Below are 25,604 nucleotides of genomic sequence, written 5' to 3'. Positions count from 1 at the left end.
GATTCTTGCATATGAAAAATGATAGAAGTCTGATAACTTCTTGTTAATACAGATGGTTAACTATGTCCGATTTTTACTGTTTTAATGAGGTAAACAGTACAGCGCATAAAGTAAGACGTTATGTTATGCCCACTGTTACTTCAAAAAACTACATCTATAAGGAAATATTTTGTGGAAAATAAAGAATCAGGATTTTATGCATACGCCTCAACACCTGCTGAAATTGGTCAAACGATTTAACAAGCTGTTACTAGTTCAAATACAGAGGTAAATACATGGAAGGCACTTGATATACCTGGTCACTTTATTTCTGAAAAGGTTTTAGAGGGTATAGATTCTTGTGATTTTCTTGTAGCAGATATTTCAGTGCTAAATTTTAACGTGACCTATGAAATAGGTTATGCGATAGGGAAAGGAAAGCGTATTCTGCTGACAAAAAATATGAGTATACAAGAAGGAAACCCTTCAATAAGAGAGGTCGGAATATTTGACACGCTTGGGTATAAGGGGTATCAAAACTCATTTGAGTTGCGTGGTTTCCTTAATTCAGCTATTCCATCTGTTCCACTTAACTTGCCCAGTAAAATTAATGTTAAATCGCCAGTATATTTACTAGAAGGCATGCATAAGACGGATTGGGCAACCCGTATAATATCTCGAATTAAGAAAGCGCGTTACTTGTTTAGATCTTTTGACCCTAATGAGCAACCGAGATTATCTGCAAATGATGCTATCGACCAAGTTGCGCAGTCTCATGGCGTAGTCGTTCCACTACTCTCCAATAAATCGGTTGGCTATGAAGTTCATAATATGAGAGGTGCGTTCATTGCTGGTTTAGCTGATGGAATGTCGAAAGCACTTTGTATTATTCAGCATGAGAATGATCCAGTACCTCTTGATTACCGTGATTTTGTTTCTATGTCATATCATCCTGATGACATAAATGAGCATATAGCCAATTTCGCTGGCAAGGTAGCTGAAGCATTTCAGCAAGATGTAAGTATTACCACGTCGAGTGAAGATACATTTCTTCAATCTCTTGATTTAGGCTCGACTTCAGCAGAAAACGAGATGCGTACTCTACAAAGTTATTATTTAAAAACAGACCAGTTCCTAAAATCCTTGAGGGGCGAAGCAAATATTGTTGTAGGGCGAAAGGGTTCAGGTAAATCGGCAATATTTTTACAGGTAAGAGATAGAGAAAGAAATAAAAAAGGGAACATTGTTTTAGATCTCAAGCCCGATGGATATAAACTAATTAAATTTAAAGAATTGATATTATCATTTCTTGAAGAAGGTACATTTCAGCACACTATTATGGCATTTTGGGAGTATGTTTTACTTTTAGAAATATGTTACAAGATTTTAGAAAAAGACCGAGAGCAGCATAAACATGATCATACCTTATATGAGCCATACCGTGCACTAGCTGATCTATATCATGCAGATGGGTATGAAACTGAAGGTGACTTTTCCGAAAGGATGAGTTCGCTAATGGAAAAAATATCGACCGAATATAGATCAAAATATGGGAGCCAAACTAATGTTCGATTAAATGCCTCAAATATAACTGAAATGCTTTATTGCCATGATGTTAGGGAGCTTTCAAAGCAAGTAATCGAATATATGAGTCAAAAAGAAGTTTGCTGGCTTCTTTTTGACAATATTGATAAAGGTTGGCCAACCTCAGGGCTTGAGCATGAAGACCTATTAATAATTAGAGCATTGATAGATGCAACCAAAAAGATAGAGCGCCAGTTTGGAAAATCAAATGTTGATGTAAATACAATTCTCTTTCTAAGAAACGATGTGTATGAATTACTTGTTAAAGAAACATCCGATCGAGGAAAAGAGGCTAGTGTACTTCTTGATTGGACTGACCCAGACTTACTAAGAGAGCTGGTTCGTTTAAGAATAGTGTCCAACAATATTAATGGAGATAGCTCATTCAATTCTCTATGGCAAAAAATCTGTGTCAGCCACTATTCGGGAGAGGAAAGCTCCCAATATCTTATTGAAAGATCTTTGATGAGACCACGATTTCTATTAAATCTAATTAGCCAGTGTAAAAGTTTTGCGATTAATCTTAATCATGAACGTATCCTTGAAGAAGATATTGAAAAAGGATTAACAGCACATTCTACAGATCTGTTAGCCGATATCGGCTATGAAATACACGATGTAGAGAATAATGTTGATGACGTTCTCTATGCATTCATCGGAAGCAAATCAGTTGTTAAGATAGATGAGATATTCTCGGTATTAGGCGAATTTGGTGTTGGAGATCAATTCGTTAAAAAAATATTTGAACTTTTACTATGGTATGGATTTATTGGATTAAACATTAATGGTGAGACTAAATATATTTATGACTTTAACTACAGCATGCAGTTGATGGCTGGAATAATTAAGAAGAAAGGAAATATTGAATACCAGATAAATCCTGCATTTTGGCCAGCACTAATGATTGAAGACAAATAATCGGGTGACCGAAGGTATCTACAGAGCACAAGACACTAACGCACTTTTGTACAAAAGTGCGCTGTTTATATTTCTTCATTTCTAGCTACCCATGATCATTTTTTGGAAAGATAAAAATAGCAGAGCCCTCCATCGCTGAATGTTAACGCGAGTCTTTTGGATTTGCATATTACGCTAATACTCGAAAGGTGAGCCATGGTGATTGGCGAGACGACCGTCCGCCCCATGGACGGGGCGGTCGAGCATCCAAGGATGGACTGGCTGCGCGTCGGTGAGTAAATACCATGGCAAGCCTATATGCGGGGATATCAGCCAACACTAAAATCCTACTTAATCTATCCCCAATAGTCACAGTCATATGTCCGCTACATGAAGTACGAAAGCCAAAACCATAAGGCGGAATAGCAGATAAGATAAATCCACTCCCCCTCTTAAATACAAAAAGAGGAGTGGTACTTTTATCCAATTGATATCAATCAAGCCAATTTAAAGGCTTTTATTTTGGGGAGATGTGCGGCGAGTTGGGGGAATTTGTGGGGCTGAACGTCATCCCAATCAATCGAATAATAGGCGCTTAATTCACTGGCGAGTTGCTGATTATCAAACATCTCATCATTAACCGAAAATATGCACATGGCCTTGTGAGTATTCTTTTCACGAAATTGCGACACACACTTATTGGCGATATCTGCATATTCTTCTGAGCGGTCAATCTTGCCCTGCATATTATCTTCTGGGTGCAAATTAGGGTTAATCAGTACAGATTTAAGCCCATTTAAAAAGCCAATTCGCTCGGCCCAATAAGCGCCGAGTCCTACGCCGACCATTAACGGCGCGGGATCGTCGCTATGCTTCATTTGCTTGGCGACTTCCTTGAGCAAGTGTTGCATGTCGTGCTTAGGGTGCAAGGTGCTGTAACTGACCAAACGTACGTCAGGGTCGATAAATTGCAACTGACGCATTTTTTCGTGATTACCTGGGCTAGTCGCATCAAATCCATGAAGATAGAAAATCATATCAAGGCCTTTTAATCATTTTTGATTACAGTGAATTAACTAACCCTAGCAAAAGAGTGATCTCACACCTTGCGCTACATCAAACTTTCGCCTGTTGGGCCAAACAAATTTGCTCCGCAAGCTGTTTCGCTTTTTCCCATCGGGCGGTATTATCGAGCGCTGCAGCAGTTTGCGCAGCATTAGGCTTTAGTAGACTTGCAGGATACTGCGGCGCACTCGCTGGCCAAGTAAAGCCATCGAGTAGCGACATCACGCCCGCATTGTCATTGCACACCAAAATCATATCGCAACCGGCGGCTAAGGCGGCGCTGGCCCTTGCACGGTAATCGCCCGCAAATCCTGCGCCTTGCATGCCGAGATCGTCGGAGAAAATCACCCCGTTAAAGCCAAGCTCTTTGCGCAGCACTTGTTTTAGCCAGTATTCTGAAAAACCCGCAGAGTTCGGGTCGACTTTGGGATAAACCACGTGCGCGGGCATAACGCCTAATAACTTTTCTTTTGCGATCAAGTCTTTAAACGGCAGGATATCCTTTGCAAAAATCGCCTCGGCATCGCGCTCATCAATGGGTTTCTCGTAGTGCGAATCCGCCACCACACTGCCGTGTCCGGGGAAATGTTTACCCACAGCGCCCATGCCTGCGGCGGCCATACCCGCAATAAAGCTTTCGGCCAGTGTAATCACCTCGGCAGGTTCTGGGCTAAAGCTGCGTTTACCGATGACTTGACTCACGCCGTTTAAGTCCAATACGGGCGCGAAACTTAAGTCGATATCGCAGGCCAGTAGTTCAATCGCCATCAAGAAACCGAGCTCACAGGCCCAGCGTTTGGCTAACGCTATATCACCCTTTGCCGCAGGTAAAATGTCGCCCATGGCGGGAATAACGGTAAAGCCATCGCGGAAGCGTTGTACTCGACCGCCCTCATGATCGACGGCAATTAATAGTTCAGGGCGGATTTGGCGTATCTGTTGTACCAGACGGATCAACTGATCACGGCTTGAAAAATTGCGGGAAAATAGAATTAAACCACCCACCTGTGGATGGCGTAGCATCTCAGATTCTGCCTCACTGACGTCCAACGACAGTAGGTCCAACATTAAATAGCTCATACTTCTCCCTAAAAATTTTCATTAATACTCAAAAAATAACCACTCAAGCCATAAGTAGTCCGCGCTCACAAAAATGCTCAAAAAAGCGAACCATCTGCCCTTGTAGCGCTTTTAAAGCCTGTATTCTTGGCCATAAAATGGCCAGCAAAAAAGTCCCAATTAAGTTCAGCTTATCCGAACTATATCGAATTAAAAAAACTAATGTGAATTGTCACACTAATCTATGGGATACTGAGGTTAGAGTATCACACAAGCAGATTTCGCATGAAAGAGCGCCGCCATTGACCAGAGTTCACGTTGAAGATTAGCGTGCTTCAATCTGCAGAGCGAGCAATCCCATGCACTCAGACTAAAATAATAAACAAGACACAACAGGACTTCTATCATGATTAGCGTATTTGACATGTTCAAGATCGGCATAGGTCCATCGAGTTCACATACTGTCGGCCCAATGAAAGCGGGCAAAATTTTTATGCAAAACCTGACAGACTCAGGACTCGTGACCCAGATTGATGAATTAAGAGCCGAGCTCTTTGGCTCCCTCGGCCAAACAGGCAAAGGCCACGGCACGGGCAAAGCAGTGATTTTAGGCTTAATGGGTGAAGATCCAGAAACCGTAGACACTGACAGTATCGACGGCATTTTAGAACACGTCTCCAAGGACGAAACCTTAACCCTGCACTGTGGCAAAGTGGTTAAATTTACCCGCGAGCAAGGCATTACCTACCACAGACGCAAAACCTTGCCAGCACACGCCAACGCCATGACCTTATACGCTTATTGTAAAGATGAGTGTATTTTCGAGCGCACTTATTATTCTGTCGGCGGCGGCTTTATCTTAGATGAAGACGAAATCAGCCAACGTAATGCATCACCTGCATCACCAATTGAAGCGGCCCCTTTTGATTTTGGCAGTGCAGCGCAATTATTAGAATTGTGTGGCGAGCAAGGTCTGAGCATTTCTTCTTTGATGATGGCGAACGAACTGAGTTTAGCCACAGAAGATGAAGTCAAAGCCAAGCTGTGGAACATTTGGCAGACGATGAAAACCTGTATCGAACGCGGTTATCAAAAAGAAGGCATTTTACCTGGTGGCTTAAAACTGCGTCGCCGCGCCCCTGCCCTGTATCGTCGTTTGAAAGCCGAAGGCCGTAACAACGTCGATCCATTAACCGCAATGGATTGGGTTGATTTATTCGCCCTGTCAGTAAACGAGCAAAATGCGGCCGGCGCTCGCGTCGTAACTGCGCCAACAAACGGCGCCGCGGGAATTATCCCTGCAGTATTATGCTATTACGATACCTTCGTACAAGAAGTCGATATCGATGTCTGCGCCCGTTACCTATTAACCGCCGCCGCGATTGGTATTTTGTACAAGAAGAATGCCTCAATTTCTGGCGCCGAAGTGGGTTGCCAAGGTGAAGTTGGCGTAGCCTGTTCTATGGCTGCTGGCGCACTGACTGAAATCATGGGCGGCACGATTGAGCACGTTGAAAACGCAGCTGAAATCGGCATGGAACATAACTTAGGTTTAACCTGCGATCCTGTGGGCGGCCTAGTGCAAGTGCCTTGTATCGAACGTAATGCCATGGGCGCGATCAAAGCGATCAACGCCTCTCGTATGGCCCTACGCGGTGACGGTCACCATAAGGTTTCACTGGATAAAGTGATCAAAACCATGATGGATACCGGCAGAGATATGCGCAGCAAATACAAAGAAACCGCCAAAGGCGGCCTAGCGGTCAACATTGTTGAGTGCTGAGTGTTAGTTCACTCCCACTAATCGCTTAAACTGCATCATAAAAAATGCCGCAACTCACTGAGTTGCGGCATTTTTGTTTGAGCCCATCGGCGTGACTACTGAATCGACGATTCAAGGCTTAAAGTACAAGCTATGGAACTTAAGGTGTTCTTCAATAAAACTCGCGATGAAGTAGTAGCTGTGATCGTACCCCGCTTGCATCCGCACATCTAAGGGATAGCCCTTAGCATTGGCAATGTCCACCAGCGATTGTGGCATCAATTGACTGTCTAAAAAGCTATCAGCTTCACCTTGATCAATCATAACTGGCACCTCGGCAATGGCGAGCTTGAGCAATTCGCAGGCATCGTACTGGCGCCAATGTTCACGATTCTCACCTAAGTACTCACTGAAGGCTTTAATGCCCCAAGGCGCATTACTTGGATTCGAAATCGGACTAAAGGCCGAAATGGAGCTGTATCTGTGCGGATTACTCAGGCCAATCACCAAAGCACCATGGCCGCCCATCGAATGGCCAGAGATGGCGCGCTGGGTAGTCACCGGAAAATGCGCTTCAATCAACGCGGGCAACTCGTGGACTATGTAATCGTACATTTTGTAATGACGATTCCACGGTGCTTTGGTCGCATTGAGGTAGAACCCAGCGCCTAAGCCTAAATCGTAGGCTTTGTCCGCTGCATCGGGCACATCATCACCGCGAGGACTGGTATCAGGGGCAACAATCGCCATCCCAAGCTCAGCCGCCATGCGCTGGGCGCCTGCCTTCTGCATAAAGTTTTCATCGGTGCAGGTTAAGCCTGAGAGCCAATACAGCACAGGCACAGGTTTATTCACCGCTTCAGGTGGCAGATAAATCGCAAAGCGCATCTCGCAGTTTAACGACTGAGATTGATGGCGATATTGCTTATGCCAACCGCCGAAACTCTTGTTACAACTGATATTTTCTATGGTCATACAAGTCCTTTTAAGCTCAATCTTTTAGCGCTTGTCTTAGCGTTAGTCATGTCATTTGTCTTAGCGTTTGTCATCTGCTCAGTGCAACACAGCAGACAGATTGTCACCTGTCTGCCGGTTTGTCACATCAAAGTGAAGCATCAAGTTAGCGTACAAAATCGCTTATTTATCAAAATGGATCACACTACGGATGCTCTTACCTTCGTGCATCAGCTCGAACGCTTCATTGATTTGCTCAAGCCCCATAGTGTGAGTGATAAAGTCATCGAGCTTAAACTCACCCGCCATGTAACGCTCAACAATGTGTGGCAGTTCAGAACGCCCTTTCACGCCGCCAAAGGCAGAACCGCGCCATACTCGGCCAGTCACTAATTGGAATGGACGGGTTGAAATCTCTTGCCCTGCACCGGCAACACCTATGATCACCGACTCGCCCCAACCCTTATGACAACACTCTAAAGCGCTGCGCATCACGTTGACGTTGCCGATACACTCAAATGAGTAATCTACCCCGCCGTCGGTCATCTCAACGATCACCTCTTGGATGGGCTTATCGAGTAATTTAGGGTTGATGCAATCGGTCGCGCCGAGTTTTTTGGCTAACTCGAACTTAGACTCGTTGATATCAATGGCGATAATGCGGCTGGCTTTTGCCATAGTCGCACCAATGATCGCCGATAAACCAATACCGCCGAGGCCGAAAATCGCCACGGTTGCGCCTTCTTCCACTTTGGCCGTGTTCATCACAGCGCCCATACCTGTGGTTACGCCGCAACCTAACAGACAAATTTCTTCTAATGGTGCGCTCTTATTGACTTTCGCCAATGAGATTTCAGGCAACACGGTATATTCAGAGAAGGTTGAGCAGCCCATGTAATGGAAAATAGGTTTGCCATCGAGATAAAAACGCGTGGTGCCATCGGGCATTAAGCCTTTACCTTGGGTCGCACGAATTTTTTGGCACAGGTTAGTCTTGCCCGATAGGCAGAACTTACACTCGCCGCACTCTGGGGTATAAAGTGGGATCACATGATCGCCCACTTGCACGCTGGTCACGCCCTCGCCCACTTGCTCAACGATACCGCCACCTTCGTGGCCTAGAATCGCCGGGAATACCCCTTCAGGATCGTCACCGCTCAAGGTAAAGGCATCCGTGTGACACACGCCTGTGGCCACAATGCGCACTAAGACTTCGCCCGCTTTTGGTAACATCACATCCACTTCTTCAATTTTCAGTGGTTGTCCTGGTCCCCAAGCAACAGCGGCCTTTGATTTAATAAACTTCGGTTTTTCGTTCGACATTGTTACCGTCCCTTGATAGGTAATAAGAGAAAATTATTGTTGTAATCGATTCTACTTAAGCTAAAGCATCTTGGTTCAAACATATTGGCTCAAACATACCGACTCAGCATACGCTGATACCGATTGCACTGATGCTACTGCACTGATGCTAATGAATAGTAAGATTGTATTTGTTTCTCAACGAGAGACAATCTAGTATTCAAGCAATTCATTTTTACTGAGCAACAACAATGTATCTCTGGGATGGCATTTCTGAGTTTGTCGCAGTGGCCGAAGCCGAAAGTTTTACCTTAGCGGCGCAGCGACTGAATATCTCCACTGCCCACGTGAGCCGCCAAGTCAGCGCCTTAGAGAATCGCCTTGGCACTAAGCTGTTTTACCGCACTACTCGCAAAGTGTCGCTAACCGAAGAAGGCACCATTTACTATCGCCATTGCCGCCAATTACAAACGGGGTTAGAAGAAGCCGAGCGCGCCATCTCAAACCTAAAGGACTCACCCCAAGGCCTAGTCAAGCTCACGGCGCCCGTGGCCTATGGCGAGAAATTTATCATGCCGTTACTCAATGATTTTATGGTGCAATATCCCAGTGTTGAGTTTAGTGTCGACCTCACTAATCGCACCTTGGACTTGATTGAAGGTGGTTACGATCTGGCCATTCGCCTCGGCAAACTCGCCGACTCGAGTTTAATGGCCAAACCCTTAAGCAGCCGTACTCACTATGTGGCCGCCTCACCGAGTTATGTGGAAAAATACGGCCAGCCCCATACGCTATCAGAGCTTAGCCAGCACAATTGCTTGATTGGTAATCACAATTACTGGCGCTTTGTGGAGAATGGCCGCGAGCGCAATATCAAAGTGCGCGGCAATCTCAATTGTAACAGCGGCTACGCCTTAAGGGATGCTGCGCTAAAGGGAATTGGTATAGTACAACTGCCTGATTATTATATTGAAGAAGATATTCAAGCTGGACGTTTACTGTCCTTACTCGACGGTCACCGCGAAGCCAAAGAAGGCATTTGGGCGCTCTATCCACAAAATCGACACCTGTCGGCCAAGATCCGCGTATTAGTCGATTACCTCGCCGAAAAACTCATCGAACAGGACTAATCTTTTTCTGAACAGCCGGTTGTTGAGCAGTATTTTGTGGAGCCGTCTGTTGCTAAAAAATCTATTGCTGAGAGGTTTATTGTGGAGCCGTCTGTTGTTGAGCGGATTACTCAGTTCGAACAAACGAAGCGATAACAGACAAGACGCCGCAAACTAGCGCCAGTTTTCCCGTAAAGTGTAATACAACATGCCTAACGCCAGCGCTTGATTGCCGAACCATTCATTTAACGGAATACGGATATGGCGCATGCCGGCAAACAAATCAAATTCACGCAATTGTCCGTCCATCGCATTGGCCATGATCTCAGCCATAATGTGTGATGTCGCCACCCCATGCCCAGAATATCCTTGGCAATAGAATACATTAGGCGATACTTTGCCGAGCTGCGGGATACGGTTAATCACAATTCCAGCCATTCCCGCCCAGGCAAATTCGATATCAACGCCCTTTAATTGTGGAAACGTACGCTCAATTGCAGGCCGTAATTCCGCCGCCACATTTTTAGGATCGCGGCCGCTGTAATTAGTGCCGCCGCCGAACATCAACCGTTTATCTGCGGTCAGGCGATAGTAATCCAGCACAAAGCGACAATCGTACACGGCTAAATCCTGCGGATTAATCTGCAAAGCGATCTCATCAGGCAAAATTGCAGTAGCACAATTGCCTAAGGACGCAGGAAATAACATGCCACGCAATTGAGGGCGCGCAAGTTTATGGTAGGCATTCCCCGCGATCAGCACGCTATTGGTGCGAACTTTTCCCTTGGCGGTGACAACGGTGGCAAGATCGCCCTCCTCAATATCGAGCACGGGCGAGTTTTCAAAGATCAACGCCCCAAGACCTGCTGCGGCGCGGGCCTCACCCAGGCATAAATTGACTGAGTGTAAATGCATGTTGCGCCGATTAACTAAGCCGCCGTGATACAAGGGCGAGCCTAAATAGGCGGGCATTTCAACGGCTGATACCAGCGTCATAAATTCCCCCATGCCGCGACGCTGCGCTTCATCATGCATCGCCCTAAGCTCGTGCATGTGATTTGGCTGGTAAGCGGTTTGGATATGACCAAATTTTAAATCACAGTCTATGCCGTACTTGGCCACCCGATTTTTAATAATGTCATGGCCGCGCCAACGTAAATTCCACACATACTCTTCAGCTTCATTGCCAATCTGGCGGCGCAGTTGTTTTGTCATCGCTGCATCGCCAGACAAACTGCCCGTCACCTGCCCGCCGTTGCGTCCGGTTGCGCCCCACGCAATTTTATTAGCCTCAATAAGTGCCACCTTGTAGCCCTTCTCGGACAATTCCAGAGCCGTTGCTACACCGGTAAACCCGCCACCGACAATCGCCACATCGACGCGAATGTCACCTTCTAACTCAGGATAATTCGACTCTTGGTTTATGGTGGCATTGTAGTAGGAGGCGCAACGCTCTGCTGGCATAGTCATTCCTTGATGTTGAAAGTTAAGTGTTAAAAGTTAAATATTAAAAGTTGAGTGTTGAACGATAAGTACTAAAAGCTGTGTGCTGGTAATGGGTGTTGAGTCTTAGTTTATAGGCGCGAGTGTTAACACGTTCCCCCCGACGGTTGTTTTATATTTTTTACACGCGTTCAGAATTTGAGAGTATATCTGAGTTGAGATCGAGGTCAATAGTGGATTGAATTAACCGCTTGCTGGACATAACAAAGGGAGTTGGGCTGGCTCCTGCTTGACGAGCCTGAAATGGAAAAGCTTGAGATGAAAGTATCTGAAATGGCGGCCCCTGTGATTATGGAGCTAGAGATTAAGCAGCCAGAGATTAAGGAACCTGAGCTTAGGCGCCGAATATTAAGGCGTGGCTCATTTTATCTTTTAAGCCTTATGCTTTTTGCTGGTTTAAGATAGGCTTGTGCGGCGTCATCCTCTTTAATCTCAGCAACCTAGAGTCCATTATGCCACGATTGCCAATTGTCCAGCCACTTACCCAATTGCCGTTTTCACAAGCGTGCGAAAACAACAAAGCGCCGATTTTAGCCGTATTAACGCAGGCATTCTCACTCAACCAACATGTACTCGAAATCGGCAGTGGCACGGGCCAACATGCGGTGTATTTTGCAGCAAATCTTCCCCATTTAATCTGGCAAACCAGCGATCAAGCTGAGTATATTGGTGGCATTAGCGCAAGGTGTGAGCAAGAAGGCGGGCTATTTAATGCTGGGGCAAATCTAGCTTTACCGCTTATCCTTGATGTTACCGCGCCATGGCCGGTGGAGGGATTAACACCTGATATTGATGGCGTATTTACTGCGAACACTTTGCATATTATGAGCAAAAATATGGTTGAAGCGTTTTTTACTGGTCTTGGTCTGTATCTCCCCCAACTCAAGACTCTTTGCATTTACGGTCCCTTTAACTACCAAGGCGAATTTAGCAGTGACAGCAATCACCAATTCGATACCTTTTTAAAACAGCGCGATCCCGCCAGCGGCATTCGCGATATCGAATGGATTTGCAGTTTAGCCAGCAAGCAAGGCTTAACACTCGAGCAAGATGTGGCTATGCCCGCAAATAATCGATTACTGCATTTTGTTAGAGGCTAGTTTCTTGTTAAAAGCTAGCTTTGGTTTAGTCCGTTTTGATCTCGGCGGTTCTATGTCCATAGCTCAACACTCGAGTGGCTTTCCATTGTTCGTCCTGTTTGCGCCACACAATGACAAAGTCGGCTAGACCATCACAGTTGCCCGTTTCAAAGCTGCAAAAACGGTGAACGCCTTGCTCTATTGCGCCAAACTCTTTCACCGGAAACACTTTCATCGTGCCCGCAACTAACTCGCGGCGGTAATGACCACAGGCGTATTTTTCGGTATTGGCGATCATGTCCTTGCGGTTCCACGTTACGCCGCCCGTGTCGTGGTAAAACTCCACATTTTCAGTGAAAAACGCCGCGTGTTTCTTGAGTTCAGCGGGGGCTGCGCACTTATTGAAACTGTCGAACACGGCAAAATCCACCGCTGCAATTTGAGTCGCTAACGTATCAGCTAACGCAGTCGCGGGTTGCGAAATGCCTGCATGTGAAGCCTCAGCGGTTTTATCCGATGCGGCTTTAGCTAGTGTAGGCGCATCTGTGGCAACAGCCGGTTCGGTAGTGGCGAGTGACAAAGTTAAAACGGCGACTGTGGCTAGGCTATAAAATGCTGGATTCATATTCTCTCCGTGAATGTTGGCAGTAATTTTTTATGGCGACGATTCACATCACAAACCTGCATAGCGCCACAAATCTGAAGCAGAAGTGTCAGCAAAGCGTATGCCAATTAAATTATCCTTTTAAATCAGAACAATATAATTAAAACTTGAATTTCCCTGCTGCATCTGCCGACAATTTATGGCTAGTTTCACTATCTTTGCGCGATTTACCCCACCCCAGCGTTTCGCTTTTTCGTATTCGCTTCTCATATTTGCTTCTCAGCAATATCAGTTTCGTGGTGAACGCTTCGATCCACAACTGCATACCCGCTATCATACTGTTACTAAAGAGTAAAATTTACATAGTCTTTACACAAAAGCGCGATCTTAGATCTTGAAGCGCTATTTAAGAATAATTATCATTCGCCGAAATTATCCAAGGAAGAATGATATGTCCCGCTTTATCTGCCGTACTCGCAAAACAAGTCATACATCCGGTGCAGCTCTGTCTCCTACACTGAGCCTGCTATCGCGCGCCATTGGCTTAAGCCTGTTGTTACCCGCTGCATGGGCAACTGCCGCAGCTCCCCAAGATGCCACGCCAGAAATGGAACGTATGGTGATCACAGCTACGCAAACTCAGCATTCGGAACTGTCGGCGCCCGCTTCTGTGTCAGTAATTAATCGCAGTGAACTCGAAGCGCTAGTGATCGACGATCTGGCCAGTGCAGTGCGTTATTTACAGGGCGTGAACATCAGCGAAGGCACGCCCTATGGTCGCAATGAAATTAGCCTGCGCGGACTGGATTCGGACTACACGCTGATCTTAATCAACGGCCGCCGAGTCAACTCCCGCGAAGCACTAACCTCCGGTTATGGCAACGATTTTGACTTATCATCCATTCCCATGTCTGCGATTGAGCGAATCGAAGTCGTGCGCGGGCCTATGTCATCCCTCTATGGCTCCGAAGCCTTAGGTGGCGTGGTTAACGTGATTTTGCGCCAACCCACTGACGACTGGCAGACCAGTGTCGGCGTGCAATACGATACGCCCACCAGCGGCAAAGGCGGCGACAGCACTAAGTACAATTTCTACACCAGCGGCGCGCTGATCAAAGATAAACTGCTGGCAAACTTAATCGTCGACAGCAATCAACGCGATGCCTGGCGCTCAGATTTAAAACCCACAATCGATGCGTTAGAAGACAGAGATGAAATCAGCGCCCTCGCTAACCTGCAATGGTTGATTGATAGCCAGCAAGATCTGCAATTTGATTTAAGTTACGCCAACGACGAACGCGAATCGGATTGGAATAACTACGGCACAATTCTCACCAATAACCAACGAGCCGAGCGGATAAGCTCAGGTCTAACCCACAATGGCCACTGGAACTGGGGCGATACTCGCCTGCGCTATTACTATGAAAATGTTGAGGTGACTGACAACTCCGCGCTGATCGCCGAGATTGGGCATATCACCCAAACCAACCACAATCTCGACGGCCAAACCACAGTCTTACTGGGGGATCACATGTTAACCAGCGGCGCGGAATACCGTTGGACTCAGCTTGAAAACAGCCGCAATATTTTGGGTGATGGCACCTTAGACGACAGCCAGTCGGCCTTGTATCTGCAAGATGAATTTAGCTTAGGCGAACTCAATATCACCTTAGGCGGGCGTGTCGATCACCACGATGTGTACGGCACCGAATTTAGCCCACGCGTGTATTTGGTGTATAACTTAAGCTCTGAATGGGTGATCAAAGGTGGCGGTGGTAAGGCATTTAAAGCGCCGAATATGTCGCAATCCCAAGCCGATTATATTATCCCCGCTTGTCGCGGCGCCTGTACCGTCGCGGGCAATCCAGATTTACAAGCCGAAACCTCAGTGAATTACGAGTTATCGACCCAATATCAAACCACTGATTTTGGCGGCTCAATCACCTACTTCCACAATGATGTAGAAAATAAAATCATCACAGAAACCTGGGATAGAACGCCAGGCGCAGTGTTAACTTACCAAAACGTGAACGAAGCCAAGATCACCGGTTGGGAACTACAGACTTGGTACGATGTAACCGACACGGTCAGCTTTAGCGGTAATTACAGTAAAACCGATGCTGAAGATAAGCAAAATGGTGCGCCTTTTACCCTAACGCCGGATGACAGCTACAACCTTAAACTGCAATGGCAGGCATTGGAGGGCTTATCCACCTTTATCGCCTACCACTATACTGGCGATCAGTATTTGCGCACCAATGTAAAATCAGAAGGTTATGGTTCACTCGACCTAGGCGCGAATTACCAAATCAATCCTATGTTCAGAGTCAAACTCGGCGTCACTAACCTAACGGATGCTGAGCGCGACCAAGTGGCTACCGATCTTGATTACATCCAAAAAAGTCGCAGTATTTATGCGGGCGTAACGGCAAGTTTCTAATCAGCAATCTGCCACACATGGGTTTATCTAGGTGAAAACGGGCTTGCGAAACTATAAGCCCGTTTTTTATGAATTCGTTGAATGCTTTCGAACTTTTAGAACACTTCCCCAAGCGAGCTGCCTTAAGGGATTTGTTTTAAGTGATCGGCTTTAAGGGATCTGCCTTAAAAATTCCAGCGCTTTATCTAGGTCACGGGTGCGCGCCATTGGCGGCAGTGAGTTTAAAAAGGCTTGGCCGTAGTAGCGATTAACGATGCGATTATCGCAAAGGATCAGCACACCGCGATCTTTTTCATCGCGAATAAGGCGGCCAACACCTTGTTTCAGCGAAATAATCGCCTGCGGTAACGAGACTTCGGTAAAAGGATCGAGTCCTTGACGACTCACATTATCGGCTCGGGCACGATACAGGGGCTCATCGGGCGACACGAAAGGTAATTTGTCGATAATCACGCAGCTTAACAATTTGCCGCGCACATCCACCCCTTCCCAAAAACTACTGGTGCCGAGCAACACCGCATTGCCGAGTTGGCGAAACTTCGTCAGCAGACTCTGTTTACCCGCTTGGCCTTGTACCAGCAGCGGATAATGAGTGCGAGTTCGCAGTGCCAGCGCCGCTTGTTCGAGCATTTTATGGCTGGTAAAAAGAATAAAAGTCCGTCCCTGCGCTGCGTCTATCGCTTGCACGCACACCTCCACCAGCTGTTTTAATGCTTGCTGTTGATTGGTCACGCTGCCGAGTTGTCTCGGCACACAAAATACCGCTTGGCGGGGATAATCAAAGGGACTGTCGAGAATGCTTTGCTGCGCATCGACGATACCCATTTCTCGGGCGAAATGGGCGAGACTACGGTTAACCTGCAAAGTTGCCGAGGTAAATATCCAGCTGGTTTCAGGCACAAATAACTGCTGGCACTCACGGGCAATATTGATGGGTGAAATTCGTAGCACCACAAAACGACTACCAAATTCAATGCTGTAGGCCGCCAGATTATTATCGCAGTTAAAAAACACACTGAGCTTATTATTCAGCTCTGCCAACTTGATGGCGATATCATCTAACAATTCACTGCGGCCAATATGGGCCATTAATAAATTTTGTAGCGCAGTTAATTCCGCTAATAAATCCCACGACGCCCCGGCGAGCGCTTTATTGCCCAGCACTAAACGCCAGTCGGATTCGCCGCAGGAATATAACTGATTATGCCAGTCACTTAATTTGGTGAGGCAACGCTGGCAAAATTGCGCGAGTTGCCCCGTATCACTGAGTTCGGTTTGATAAATGGCGAGTAGCTTTTGAATAAAATCATCGATAGTACGACTCGAACATTGCTGGCCAAAATAGTTAACGCAAATATCGGGTAATAAATGCGCTTCATCGAAAATAACCACATCAGGATCGGGTAATAACTCGGCAAAGCCCGTGTCTTTTAGTACGCTATCGGCGAAAAATAAATGGTGGTTAACCACGATTATTTTGGCATCCATAGCACGGCTGCGCGCCTTACGGGTAAAGCAGGCATCGTAAAAGTCGCAGCGCTTACCAATACAGCTTTCTTTGGTACTGACCACGAGCGGCAGCGCCGAGGAATTCTCAGGCACTGAGGTTAAACCGCCAATATCACCATCTTTACAAGTGCTCGCCCACTGATTGATTTTCAACAAATCATCTAATAAACGCGCATCGATATGTGTCGCCTCGCTCATTTGCTTATCGAGTCGCCACTGGCACAGATAATTATTGCGCCCCTTAAGCAGCGCCAGTTTGGGCTCAATCCCCAACATGGCGACCAGTGCGGGTAAGTCTTTAAAAAACAACTGCTCTTGCAGATTTTTACTGCCCGTACTGACGATAACTTGCTTGCCGCTCAATATCGCGGGGATCAAATATGCAAAGGTTTTACCCACCCCTGTGCCCGCCTCAATCACCACATTACTCTTAGACGCTATCGCCTCACTCACTTGCTGCGCCATTTGCATTTGGCTTGTGCGCGCACTAAAGCCTTGAATGTGCTTAGACAATACTCCATCGGGCAAAAATGCGCGTTGCACTTCGCCCGCGAGTCGGCTCACCGCAGCAGCGCCTTTTAAGGCAGCAGGCTTAGCCACTGTTTCTTTAGAGGAAGCATGCTTTGAGTTAGGTTGGCGGGAGCGAGTCAAAGGGAGAATCAATCCTTTATCAAGGTGTTAGGAAACGTTATAAAACAATGTAGTCAGGCCACACTATAAGCTGCTGCAGGCTGCTGAGCGAGTGCATTGTGATGACTTTACTTAACCACAAACACTGGTTAGTACCGCAAGCCGCAGCCGTAAACAATAGCGTTAAACTTAACAGCTCGAAGCATTATGCTGATTTGAGATAAGACTACAAGTTAGCAAGGATAATTTCGCAGGTTCTTTCCCTCGCGCCATACATGAAGTACGCGCAGCATTAATTACCATTGTTTCCCCAGTGACTCGCCATAAACTCGTCGCTGAAGGCTCGACGGCGGCATATATGGATATATTCACGGCGTGTTACTGGAATGACTGTGCTTAATGATTACATACACATTGACTTCACGACTTTCTCGGTCATTGGAACAGATTACGCTGATGCTAGTTCGGCACGACTTACCAACACATTTCGGCCCACTTTCAACATTCCGCCAACAAATAGACTCAATCGCTTTATTTAGCGATAACCCTCTGCCTTTCACAAAAACGCATAAATATTCTCGTTTAATTCAAAATTGCTGTTGCAAAGGCTCATAAAAGCGGTTAGTTTAAATCCACTTATACGGATAGACGTCCGTAACAACGCATTCAACGCTTCACTGTATTTCGAGCAGCTGAGCCAATAAAGTTAAATACCGAGAGAGTAAAATGAGCCCACTACTGAACGCTATCCACCACCATCACCACCATATGCGGTAGCCTTCGGACGCTCACTGCCGGAGGACTATATCCTTCTGGCGGACTGATTCAAGATGATCATAAACCCCTGGAAGGAATTCCGGGGGTTTTTTGCATTTAGGCGTTAATTTTGGTTTTAATTTTGATTTTAATTTTAATTTTAATTTTAGATATTTTATAAATTATCAATACGTTAGCTAGAGCTCTTAGCAAGATTACTTAGCTAGAGGCCATTGAACGGCAAGACGTATTAAACCGATTAAACAACACACTTTTGAATCTTTTAATTTTGATACTTTGAGCGAGATAATACTATGACTGAATCGAACCGTTTACGCATCGCCATCCAAAAATCTGGCCGTCTTTCTACTGACTCTCAGCAACTGCTAAAAAGCTGTGGTGTTAAATTTTCCATTAATGAACAACGCCTTATTGCTCACGCCGACAATATGCCTATCGATTTACTGCGCGTTCGTGATGACGATATCCCAGGATTGGTGATGGACGGCGTAGTTGATATGGGGATCATAGGGGAAAACGTGCTCGAAGAAGAACAAATCGAGCGTCAAACCCTGAACAAGCCCGCAGACTGCCTCAAACTGCGTCAGTTAGATTTCGGTTCATGTCGCCTCTCGTTAGCCGTACCAACAGAATTCAGTTACGCCGATGCCTCCTCTTTAGAAGGATTACGCATCGCCACTTCTTACCCGAACCTGCTGCGCCGTTTTATGCAACAAAAAGGCATAACTTATCGCGACTGTATGTTAAAAGGCTCGGTTGAAGTAGCCCCACGTGCCGGCCTTGCCGATGGTATTTGTGATCTGGTGTCGACAGGCGCCACCTTAGAAGCCAACGGTTTATACGAAACTGAAGTGATTTACCGCTCTATGGCCTGCATCATTCAATCGACCCAAACCCAAACACCGACTAAACAAGCACTCATCGACAAAATTCTGTCCCGCGTCAATGGCGTTATCCGCGCCCGTGAGAGCAAATACATCCTGCTGCACGCGCCAACCGAAACCTTAGATCAAATCGTCGCCCTGCTGCCCGGTGCGGAAAATCCAACCGTATTGCCATTAAATGATGATACTAACCGCGTTGCTATCCACGCCGTCAGTACTGAAGATTTGTTCTGGGATACCATGGAACAGCTGACTGCGCTCGGTGCCAGCTCAATTCTGGTGATGCCAATCGAAAAAATGATGGGGTAATGTATGGAAATCCTAACTTGGTCAACCTTATCAACCGCCGAGCAGAAAACGGCGCTGAAACGCTCGCCCTTAATTGGTGACAGTGGCTTAGAGCAAAGTGTTCGCGCCATTCTCGATGCGGTGGCGACGCGGGGTGATGCCGCCATTCAAGAATTTAATCAAAAATTTGATGGCTTCAATAGCGCGAAGATTGGCGAGCTGCGCATGGTCGAAGCCGAAATAGCTGCGGCAAGCACACGGGTATCGCCAGAGCTGAAAGCAGCGATATCCAAAGCCATGGCGAACATAGATGTGTTTCACAGCGCCCAGCAATTTCGCCCAATTGATATGGCAACCGAGGCGGGAGTACGCTGCGAGTTACGTAGCGAACCAATTGAAAAAGTCGGTTTATATATCCCCGGTGGTAGCGCGCCATTAATTTCTACCGTGATGATGCTTGCCCTGCCCGCCAAGATCGCCGGCTGCGAACAAAGAGTATTGGTCAGCCCACCGCCCATCAACGATGCCATTATCTATGCCGCCAATGCCTGCGGGATCACTGAAATCTATCAAGTGGGCGGCGCGCAGGCGATTGCAGCACTGGCCTTTGGCACGGAAACGATTCCGGCGGTTGATAAGATTTTTGGCCCAGGTAACCGCTATGTGACTGAAGCTAAACGCTTAGTGTCACAGGATGGTCGCTGCACTGTGTGTATCGATATGCCCGCCGGCCCTTCTGAGGTGTTAGTGATTGCCGATAGCGACGCAAATTGCGAATTTATCGCCGCCGATTTGCTTTCGCAAGCTGAGCACGGCCCTGATTCACAAGTGATTTTAGTAACAGATTCGCAAGCTATCGCGGATGGTGTGAATGATGCGCTGACGAGACAACTTGCCGTCCTGCCACGTCAAGATATCGCGGCAACGGCGCTACTGAGCAGTCGCACTTTTGTTGTTGACGATATGCTGCAAGCCGCGCAGGTTTCCAATCAATATGGGCCTGAGCACTTAATCATTCAAACGCGCTTTCCCCGTGAGGTGCTGAAAAACATTCGCGCCGCTGGCTCAGTGTTTTTAGGCGCTTATACGCCTGAATCTGTTGGCGATTATGCCAGTGGCACCAACCACGTGCTGCCGACTTACGGTTACAGCCGCGCCGTGTCGAGCCTGTCATTAGCAGACTTTAGCCGCCGCTTTACCGTGCAGGAACTCAGCGCTAAGGGCTTAATCGGATTGGGGCAAGCGGTCATGACGTTAGCCAGTAACGAATTGCTCGATGCGCACAAAAATGCCGTCGCAGTGCGTTTAGCTAGCCTAGAGAAATGATCCGCTTAATGAGATGTGAGTGAAGAAAATGAGCCAAGTGAGCAGCATGGAAAAAACAGCAGAACCCGCAGCATTAGCATCGATGTTAGCACCATCAACGTTAGCGCAATCGGCGTCGCTAAATTTAGCCGAGCGCCTAGCACGGCCTGAATTACTGGATTTAACGCCCTACCAGAGTGCCCGCAGACTGGGCGGTCGTGGTGATATTTGGATCAATGCCAACGAATCCCCCTTCAATAATGTCGATACGGCAGCGCTCGATTTATCAAAATTGAATCGTTACCCAGAATGCCAACCGCCGCAGCTTATCAATGCCTACAGCGAATACTGCGGCGTGAGCACCAGCAAGATAGTCGCCAGCCGCGGCGCAGATGAAGCGATTGAACTGTTAATTCGCGCCTTTTGTATTCCAGGCGTCGACAGCATTGCCTGCTTTGGCCCGACGTACGGCATGTATGCCATCAGCGCGAACACCTTTAATGTGGGCGTTAAAGCGTTAAATCTCAGTGCAGAATATGGCTTGCCGACAAGCTATGCCGAGGACGTTCGCGGCGCAAAACTGGTGTTTATCTGCAATCCCAATAATCCGACCGGGACTGTGATCGACAAAGCCATTATCGAGCAAGCAATCAAAGCCCTGCCCGATTCGCTTGTGGTGATCGATGAGGCCTATATTGAGTTTTGCCCTGAATACAGTGTGGCGGATTTACTGGAAAGCTATCCGAATCTAGTGGTACTGCGCACCCTATCAAAAGCTTTTGCACTCGCCGGCGCACGCTGTGGTTTTATGCTAGCAAACGAGGCTGTAGTCGAAATTATTATGCGCGTGATTGCGCCCTATCCTGTGCCGCTGCCAGTGAGTGAGGTCGCCACACAGGCGCTATCAAGCGCTGGCGTTGCGCGGATGAAAGTGCAAGTCGCAGAATTAAATGAGCAAGGCGCCAGACTCACAGCGGCGATCAGCGCTTATTGTTCAAAATCGAATAGCTCAGATTCGCGCGCCCGCGTGCTTAAGCCTAACGGCAATTATGTGCTGGCTGAATTTGATGATGTCGCCAAGGTCACGGCGTTACTGCAAGGCAGCGGTGTTGTCGCCCGCGCCTACAAAGATCCAAGGCTTGCCAAGGCTATCCGCTTTAGCTTCAGTTCAAAGGCGGATACCGATGTGTTAGTGAATTTATTTGAATCGCAACGCACTGAGCAATCACCAGAAACGAATAATAAGTAACTGAACATAAAAACTAATAAAACCAATAAAAAGCGAATGCAGCACTGAAGGTAAATCAGGTTAAGCATTAGCTAAACGAATTGAATTTGAAGGTAGAGCCATGAACCCACAATTTATCCCGAACGTTGCACAAAAAATTCTGTTTATCGACCGCGATGGCACCTTGATTGAAGAACCCGTCACCGACAAACAGGTCGATAGTCTGGCTAAATTAGTGTTTGAGCCACAGGTGATCCCCGCTTTGCTACGTCTGCAAAAGGCGGGATTTCGTTTAGTCATGGTCAGCAATCAAGACGGCCTTGGCACACCGTCTTTCCCGCAGGAAGATTTCGACGCGCCCCACAATATGATGATGCAAATCCTCAAAAGCCAAGGGGTTAACTTCGAAGATGTGGTGATTTGCCCACACTTTAATGATGAAAATTGCAGTTGCCGTAAACCTAAGCTTGGGCTAGTAAAAGACTATCTCACCCAAGGCTGCATCGATTTCACTCAATCGGCGGTGATTGGCGATCGCGAAACCGATGTGGAACTCGGCAATGCCATGGGCATTAAAAGCCTGAAATATCAACGCGACACTTTGGGCTGGAACGCCATAGCCGATGCGCTGCTCAATAAAGGCCGTACCGCGACGGTCGTTCGTACCACCAAAGAAACGGACATTCGTGTGACTGTGGATCTCGACAGTTCAGTCAAAGGTAAAATCGACACTGGCATTGGCTTTTTCGACCACATGCTCGATCAAATTGCCACCCACGGTAATTTTAGAATGGATGTGAAAGTCGATGGCGATTTAGAAATCGACGATCACCACAGCGTCGAAGACACTGCGTTGGCCATAGGTGATGCCCTGCGCCAAGCGCTCGGTGACAAACGCGGCATTGCCCGTTTCGGCTTTAGCCTGCCGATGGACGAAGCCAAGGGCGAATGCCTGCTGGATATCTCTGGCCGTCCTTTTATCAAATTCTCAGCCGATTTTGAGCGTGAGCACGTAGGCGAAATGGCCACAGAAATGGTGCCACACTTCTTCCGCTCCTTTGCCGATGGCTTGCGCTGTACGCTGCATGTGTCGACCGAAGGTGATAACGATCACCACAAGGTTGAAGCCCTGTTTAAAGTGCTCGGCCGCGCGCTACGCCAAGCGGTTAAAGTCGAAGGCGATATTCTGCCATCGAGCAAAGGCGTACTTTAAGGCATCAGCATAAATCGTTTAAGAGGTTAGGATGCAACAAGACACTCTATTAACAGCTGGTCGGCAATTAACAGCTAGCCAGCAATTAACAGCAAATGAATCATCAGATGCTGAAACCGTCATCATAGATACGGGCTGCGCCAATTTAAACTCAGTACGTTTCGCCTTCGAGCGTTTAGGCGCTAAGGTGTTGGTCACAGACGATAAAGCTAAAATCAAAGCAGCAAAACGTGTGGTGCTGCCGGGTGTGGGTACGGCAGGAGCCGCCATGGCGTCCTTGCATGAAAAAGGCTTAGTCGAACTCATCCAAGGCCTGACTCAACCTGTGCTGGGCGTGTGCCTTGGCATGCAAATGTTGGCGACGATTTCTAAGGAGCGCGGCGGAAAAGGTCAAGACTGCGAGTGCTTAGGCATAATCCCAACCGACATTTGTGAACTGGATACCCAGTTACTTAAAGCTGAAAGCTTACCTTTGCCACACATGGGTTGGAACCAACTTAAGCTCACGACAAACTCACAAGGCGCCAACAGCCCTAACGTTCACCCGCTGTTTGCGGGTATTGAAGATGGCAGTTATGTGTATTTCGTCCACAGTTATCGCGCGCCGTTGAGTGAATTTACCTTAGCCGAATGTACTTATGGTGAAGGTTTTAGCGCCGCCATCGGCAAAGGCAACTTTATGGGCGTGCAGTTCCACCCCGAAAAAAGTGCCGCCGTGGGCGCGCAAATTCTGCGTAACTTTTTACTGATGGACGAGTTGCAAATGAACGAAGCTCTGATGAACGAAGCGCTGCAAAGCAACTCTGCTGATGGCCAAGCGGGTGTAAAGAAGGCTGGCCAATGAATAAATTACTCATTAAAAAACCAGTTATTAATAAATCACTTATAAAAAAATCAATCAAGGATCTAAGCTTATGATTATTCCTGCAATTGATTTAATTGATGGCAATGTCGTCCGCCTCTATCAAGGTGATTACGGCCAGCAGACCACCTTTGATTTAAGTCCTTTGGCGCAGCTGCAATCCTACGAGGCTCAAGGCGCGAAGTGGTTGCATATCGTTGATTTAACAGGCGCGAAAGATCCCGCTAAACGCCAAACTCTCCTTATCAGTCAACTCGTGGCGGGACTAAACGCTAATATTCAAGTTGGCGGTGGCATTCGCACGGAAGAACAAATCACTGAATTATTAAATATCGGCGTAAAACGTGTGGTAATTGGCTCGCTGGCAGTGAAAGAACCAGAGTTAGTTAAACAATGGTTTATCAAGTACGGCAGCGAGGCAATTTGCCTCGCTCTCGATGTCAATATCAACCAGAGCGGCGAGAAAATTGTCGCCGTATCCGGTTGGCAAAGTGGCGGCGGTAAGAGTTTAGAATCCCTTGTAGAAACCTTTAGCGCGGTCGGCTTAAAGCATGCGCTAGTGACTGATATTAGCCGTGACGGCACCCTAACGGGCGCGAATACCGCGCTTTATCAAGAAATTGCCGCGAGCTATCCCGATATCGCTTGGCAAGCCTCCGGCGGTATTGCGACTCTTGAAGATGTTGCCGCCGTGCGTGACTGCGGCGCTGCGGGCATCATTATCGGTAAAGCCTTGCTTATCAATCAGTTTAACGTGGTGGAGGCAATCCAATGCTGGCCAAACGACTAGTCCCCTGTTTAGATGTGAAAGACGGTAAAGTAGTGAAAGGCGTGCAGTTTCGTAACCACGAAATTGTCGGTGATATCGTGCCCTTAGCCGCGCGTTATGCCGAAGAAGGCGCCGATGAGCTGGTGTTTTATGACATTACCGCCAGCGCCCACGAACGTGTGGTTGATAAATCTTGGGTGAGCCGCGTGGCCGAGCAGATTGATATTCCCTTCTGCGTGGCAGGTGGCATTAAAACCATTAGCCAAGCCCGTGAATTATTAGCCTTTGGGGCGGATAAGATTTCGATTAACTCGCCCGCCTTAACCGATCCGAGTTTGATCTCACGACTGCAGGACGAGTTTGGCCGCCAGTGTATCGTGATTGGCATCGACTCCTTTTTCGATGCCACCAGCAACAGCTATAAGGTAAAGCAATTTACCGGCGATGAAACGGCAACTAAGGATACGCAGTGGTTTACCCAAGACTGGGTTGAAGAAGTGCAAAAACGAGGTTGTGGTGAAATCGTGCTCAATGTAATGAACCAAGACGGCGTGCGCGGCGGCTACGATATCAAGCAGTTAAGTCTTGTTCGCGCCATCTGCGACGTGCCTTTAATTGCCTCGGGCGGCGCTGGGACTATGGCGCATTTCCGCGATGTATTTATTGAAGCCAAGGTCGATGCGGCGCTGGCAGCGAGCGTATTCCACAAGGCGATTATCAACATAGGTGAGTTAAAAGCCTACTTAGCGGCCGAAGGCATTGCGATTAGGCGCTAGCTATTGCAATTAGCCGCTCGCGGTTA

General features: G+C 47.3%; 19 protein-coding genes. 12 read left to right on the top strand and 7 right to left on the bottom strand.

Annotated features, from left to right (window positions below):
• The first annotated feature begins 366 nt into the window (after nucleotides 1-366).
• On the top strand, nucleotides 367-2,481 hold the full coding sequence (locus KV201_RS03135; RefSeq protein WP_226058476.1) for a hypothetical protein: 2,115 nt from the start codon (nucleotides 367-369) through the stop codon (nucleotides 2,479-2,481).
• A 476-nt stretch (nucleotides 2,482-2,957) separates the two neighbouring features.
• On the opposite strand, the gene ycfP is transcribed toward KV201_RS03135, so the two are convergent.
• Both ycfP and nagZ read right to left on the bottom strand, forming a co-directional pair.
• Nucleotides 2,958-3,497: an alpha/beta hydrolase YcfP gene (gene ycfP / locus KV201_RS03130; RefSeq protein ID WP_226058475.1), complete on the bottom strand. Its 540-nt coding sequence runs from the start codon at nucleotides 3,495-3,497 to the stop codon at nucleotides 2,958-2,960.
• Between the two features lie 79 nt (nucleotides 3,498-3,576).
• A complete protein-coding gene (nagZ, locus tag KV201_RS03125; protein WP_226058474.1) occupies nucleotides 3,577-4,605 on the bottom strand; it encodes a beta-N-acetylhexosaminidase in 1,029 nt (342 codons plus the stop codon).
• A 385-nt stretch (nucleotides 4,606-4,990) separates the two neighbouring features.
• On the opposite strand from nagZ, the gene KV201_RS03120 reads away from it, so the two are divergent.
• The gene (locus KV201_RS03120; RefSeq protein WP_006086305.1) at nucleotides 4,991-6,367 is read left to right on the top strand and encodes an L-serine ammonia-lyase; all 1,377 of its coding nucleotides are present in this window, start codon (nucleotides 4,991-4,993) and stop codon (nucleotides 6,365-6,367) included.
• Nucleotides 6,368-6,478: 111 nt separating this feature from the next.
• Here the strand turns inward: KV201_RS03120 and fghA are convergent, their stop codons facing one another.
• Both fghA and KV201_RS03110 read right to left on the bottom strand, forming a co-directional pair.
• Nucleotides 6,479-7,321, bottom strand: a complete 843-nt coding sequence (gene fghA, locus KV201_RS03115) for an S-formylglutathione hydrolase (RefSeq protein ID WP_071939399.1) — start codon at nucleotides 7,319-7,321, stop codon at nucleotides 6,479-6,481.
• A 162-nt stretch (nucleotides 7,322-7,483) separates the two neighbouring features.
• Nucleotides 7,484-8,623: an S-(hydroxymethyl)glutathione dehydrogenase/class III alcohol dehydrogenase gene (locus KV201_RS03110; RefSeq protein ID WP_226058473.1), complete on the bottom strand. Its 1,140-nt coding sequence runs from the start codon at nucleotides 8,621-8,623 to the stop codon at nucleotides 7,484-7,486.
• Between the two features lie 230 nt (nucleotides 8,624-8,853).
• Between KV201_RS03110 and KV201_RS03105 the strand changes: the two genes are divergently transcribed.
• Nucleotides 8,854-9,732: a LysR family transcriptional regulator gene (locus tag KV201_RS03105; protein ID WP_012089354.1), complete on the top strand. Its 879-nt coding sequence runs from the start codon at nucleotides 8,854-8,856 to the stop codon at nucleotides 9,730-9,732.
• Between the two features lie 153 nt (nucleotides 9,733-9,885).
• Here the strand turns inward: KV201_RS03105 and KV201_RS03100 are convergent, their stop codons facing one another.
• Nucleotides 9,886-11,175 (bottom strand): FAD-binding oxidoreductase, encoded by a 1,290-nt coding sequence (locus KV201_RS03100; protein ID WP_226058472.1) that lies wholly within the window; start codon nucleotides 11,173-11,175, stop codon nucleotides 9,886-9,888.
• Between the two features lie 491 nt (nucleotides 11,176-11,666).
• Between KV201_RS03100 and KV201_RS03095 the strand changes: the two genes are divergently transcribed.
• Nucleotides 11,667-12,314, top strand: coding sequence for a DUF938 domain-containing protein (locus tag KV201_RS03095; protein ID WP_226058471.1), 648 nt, complete (start codon nucleotides 11,667-11,669; stop codon nucleotides 12,312-12,314).
• Nucleotides 12,315-12,339: 25 nt separating this feature from the next.
• Here KV201_RS03095 and KV201_RS03090 read toward each other — a convergent pair whose 3' ends face one another.
• On the bottom strand, nucleotides 12,340-12,918 hold the full coding sequence (locus KV201_RS03090; RefSeq protein ID WP_006086300.1) for a DUF4440 domain-containing protein: 579 nt from the start codon (nucleotides 12,916-12,918) through the stop codon (nucleotides 12,340-12,342).
• A gap of 430 nt (nucleotides 12,919-13,348) precedes the next feature.
• Here KV201_RS03090 and KV201_RS03085 point away from each other — a divergent pair, with 430 nt between their 5' ends.
• A complete protein-coding gene (locus KV201_RS03085) occupies nucleotides 13,349-15,337 on the top strand; it encodes a TonB-dependent receptor (RefSeq protein ID WP_226058470.1) in 1,989 nt (662 codons plus the stop codon).
• Between the two features lie 150 nt (nucleotides 15,338-15,487).
• Here the strand turns inward: KV201_RS03085 and KV201_RS03080 are convergent, their stop codons facing one another.
• Entirely contained in the window at nucleotides 15,488-17,497 is a 2,010-nt protein-coding gene (locus tag KV201_RS03080; protein WP_226058469.1) for an ATP-dependent DNA helicase, read from the bottom strand.
• A gap of 1,049 nt (nucleotides 17,498-18,546) precedes the next feature.
• On the opposite strand from KV201_RS03080, the gene hisG reads away from it, so the two are divergent.
• The 7 genes from hisG to hisF all read left to right on the top strand — a co-directional run bounded on the left by hisG (nucleotide 18,547) and on the right by hisF (nucleotide 25,578).
• Nucleotides 18,547-19,446: an ATP phosphoribosyltransferase gene (gene hisG / locus KV201_RS03075; RefSeq protein ID WP_006086295.1), complete on the top strand. Its 900-nt coding sequence runs from the start codon at nucleotides 18,547-18,549 to the stop codon at nucleotides 19,444-19,446.
• A 3-nt stretch (nucleotides 19,447-19,449) separates the two neighbouring features.
• Nucleotides 19,450-20,751 (top strand): histidinol dehydrogenase, encoded by a 1,302-nt coding sequence (hisD, locus tag KV201_RS03070; protein ID WP_226058468.1) that lies wholly within the window; start codon nucleotides 19,450-19,452, stop codon nucleotides 20,749-20,751.
• A gap of 28 nt (nucleotides 20,752-20,779) precedes the next feature.
• Nucleotides 20,780-21,979 carry a histidinol-phosphate transaminase gene (gene hisC / locus KV201_RS03065; protein WP_226058498.1) on the top strand — a complete coding sequence of 400 codons (1,200 nt, stop codon included), beginning with the start codon at nucleotides 20,780-20,782 and terminating at the stop codon, nucleotides 21,977-21,979.
• A gap of 100 nt (nucleotides 21,980-22,079) precedes the next feature.
• Nucleotides 22,080-23,171 carry a bifunctional histidinol-phosphatase/imidazoleglycerol-phosphate dehydratase HisB gene (gene hisB / locus KV201_RS03060; protein WP_226058467.1) on the top strand — a complete coding sequence of 364 codons (1,092 nt, stop codon included), beginning with the start codon at nucleotides 22,080-22,082 and terminating at the stop codon, nucleotides 23,169-23,171.
• 31 nt (nucleotides 23,172-23,202) lie between these two features.
• Nucleotides 23,203-24,015, top strand: coding sequence for an imidazole glycerol phosphate synthase subunit HisH (gene hisH, locus KV201_RS03055; protein ID WP_226058466.1), 813 nt, complete (start codon nucleotides 23,203-23,205; stop codon nucleotides 24,013-24,015).
• Nucleotides 24,016-24,085: 70 nt separating this feature from the next.
• Nucleotides 24,086-24,823 (top strand): 1-(5-phosphoribosyl)-5-[(5-phosphoribosylamino)methylideneamino]imidazole-4-carboxamide isomerase, encoded by a 738-nt coding sequence (gene hisA, locus KV201_RS03050; protein WP_226058465.1) that lies wholly within the window; start codon nucleotides 24,086-24,088, stop codon nucleotides 24,821-24,823.
• Nucleotides 24,805-25,578, top strand: a complete 774-nt coding sequence (hisF, locus tag KV201_RS03045) for an imidazole glycerol phosphate synthase subunit HisF (RefSeq protein ID WP_226058464.1) — start codon at nucleotides 24,805-24,807, stop codon at nucleotides 25,576-25,578. Before hisA ends, hisF begins: the two co-directional genes overlap by 19 nt.
• Nucleotides 25,579-25,604: the final 26 nt, after the last annotated feature.

The organism is Shewanella sp. SR1 (assembly GCF_020447145.1).
GTDB lineage: Bacteria > Pseudomonadota > Gammaproteobacteria > Enterobacterales > Shewanellaceae > Shewanella > Shewanella baltica.
Note: the sequence above shows the minus strand (reverse complement) of the source record. Positions and strands in the feature narration are given on the sequence as shown.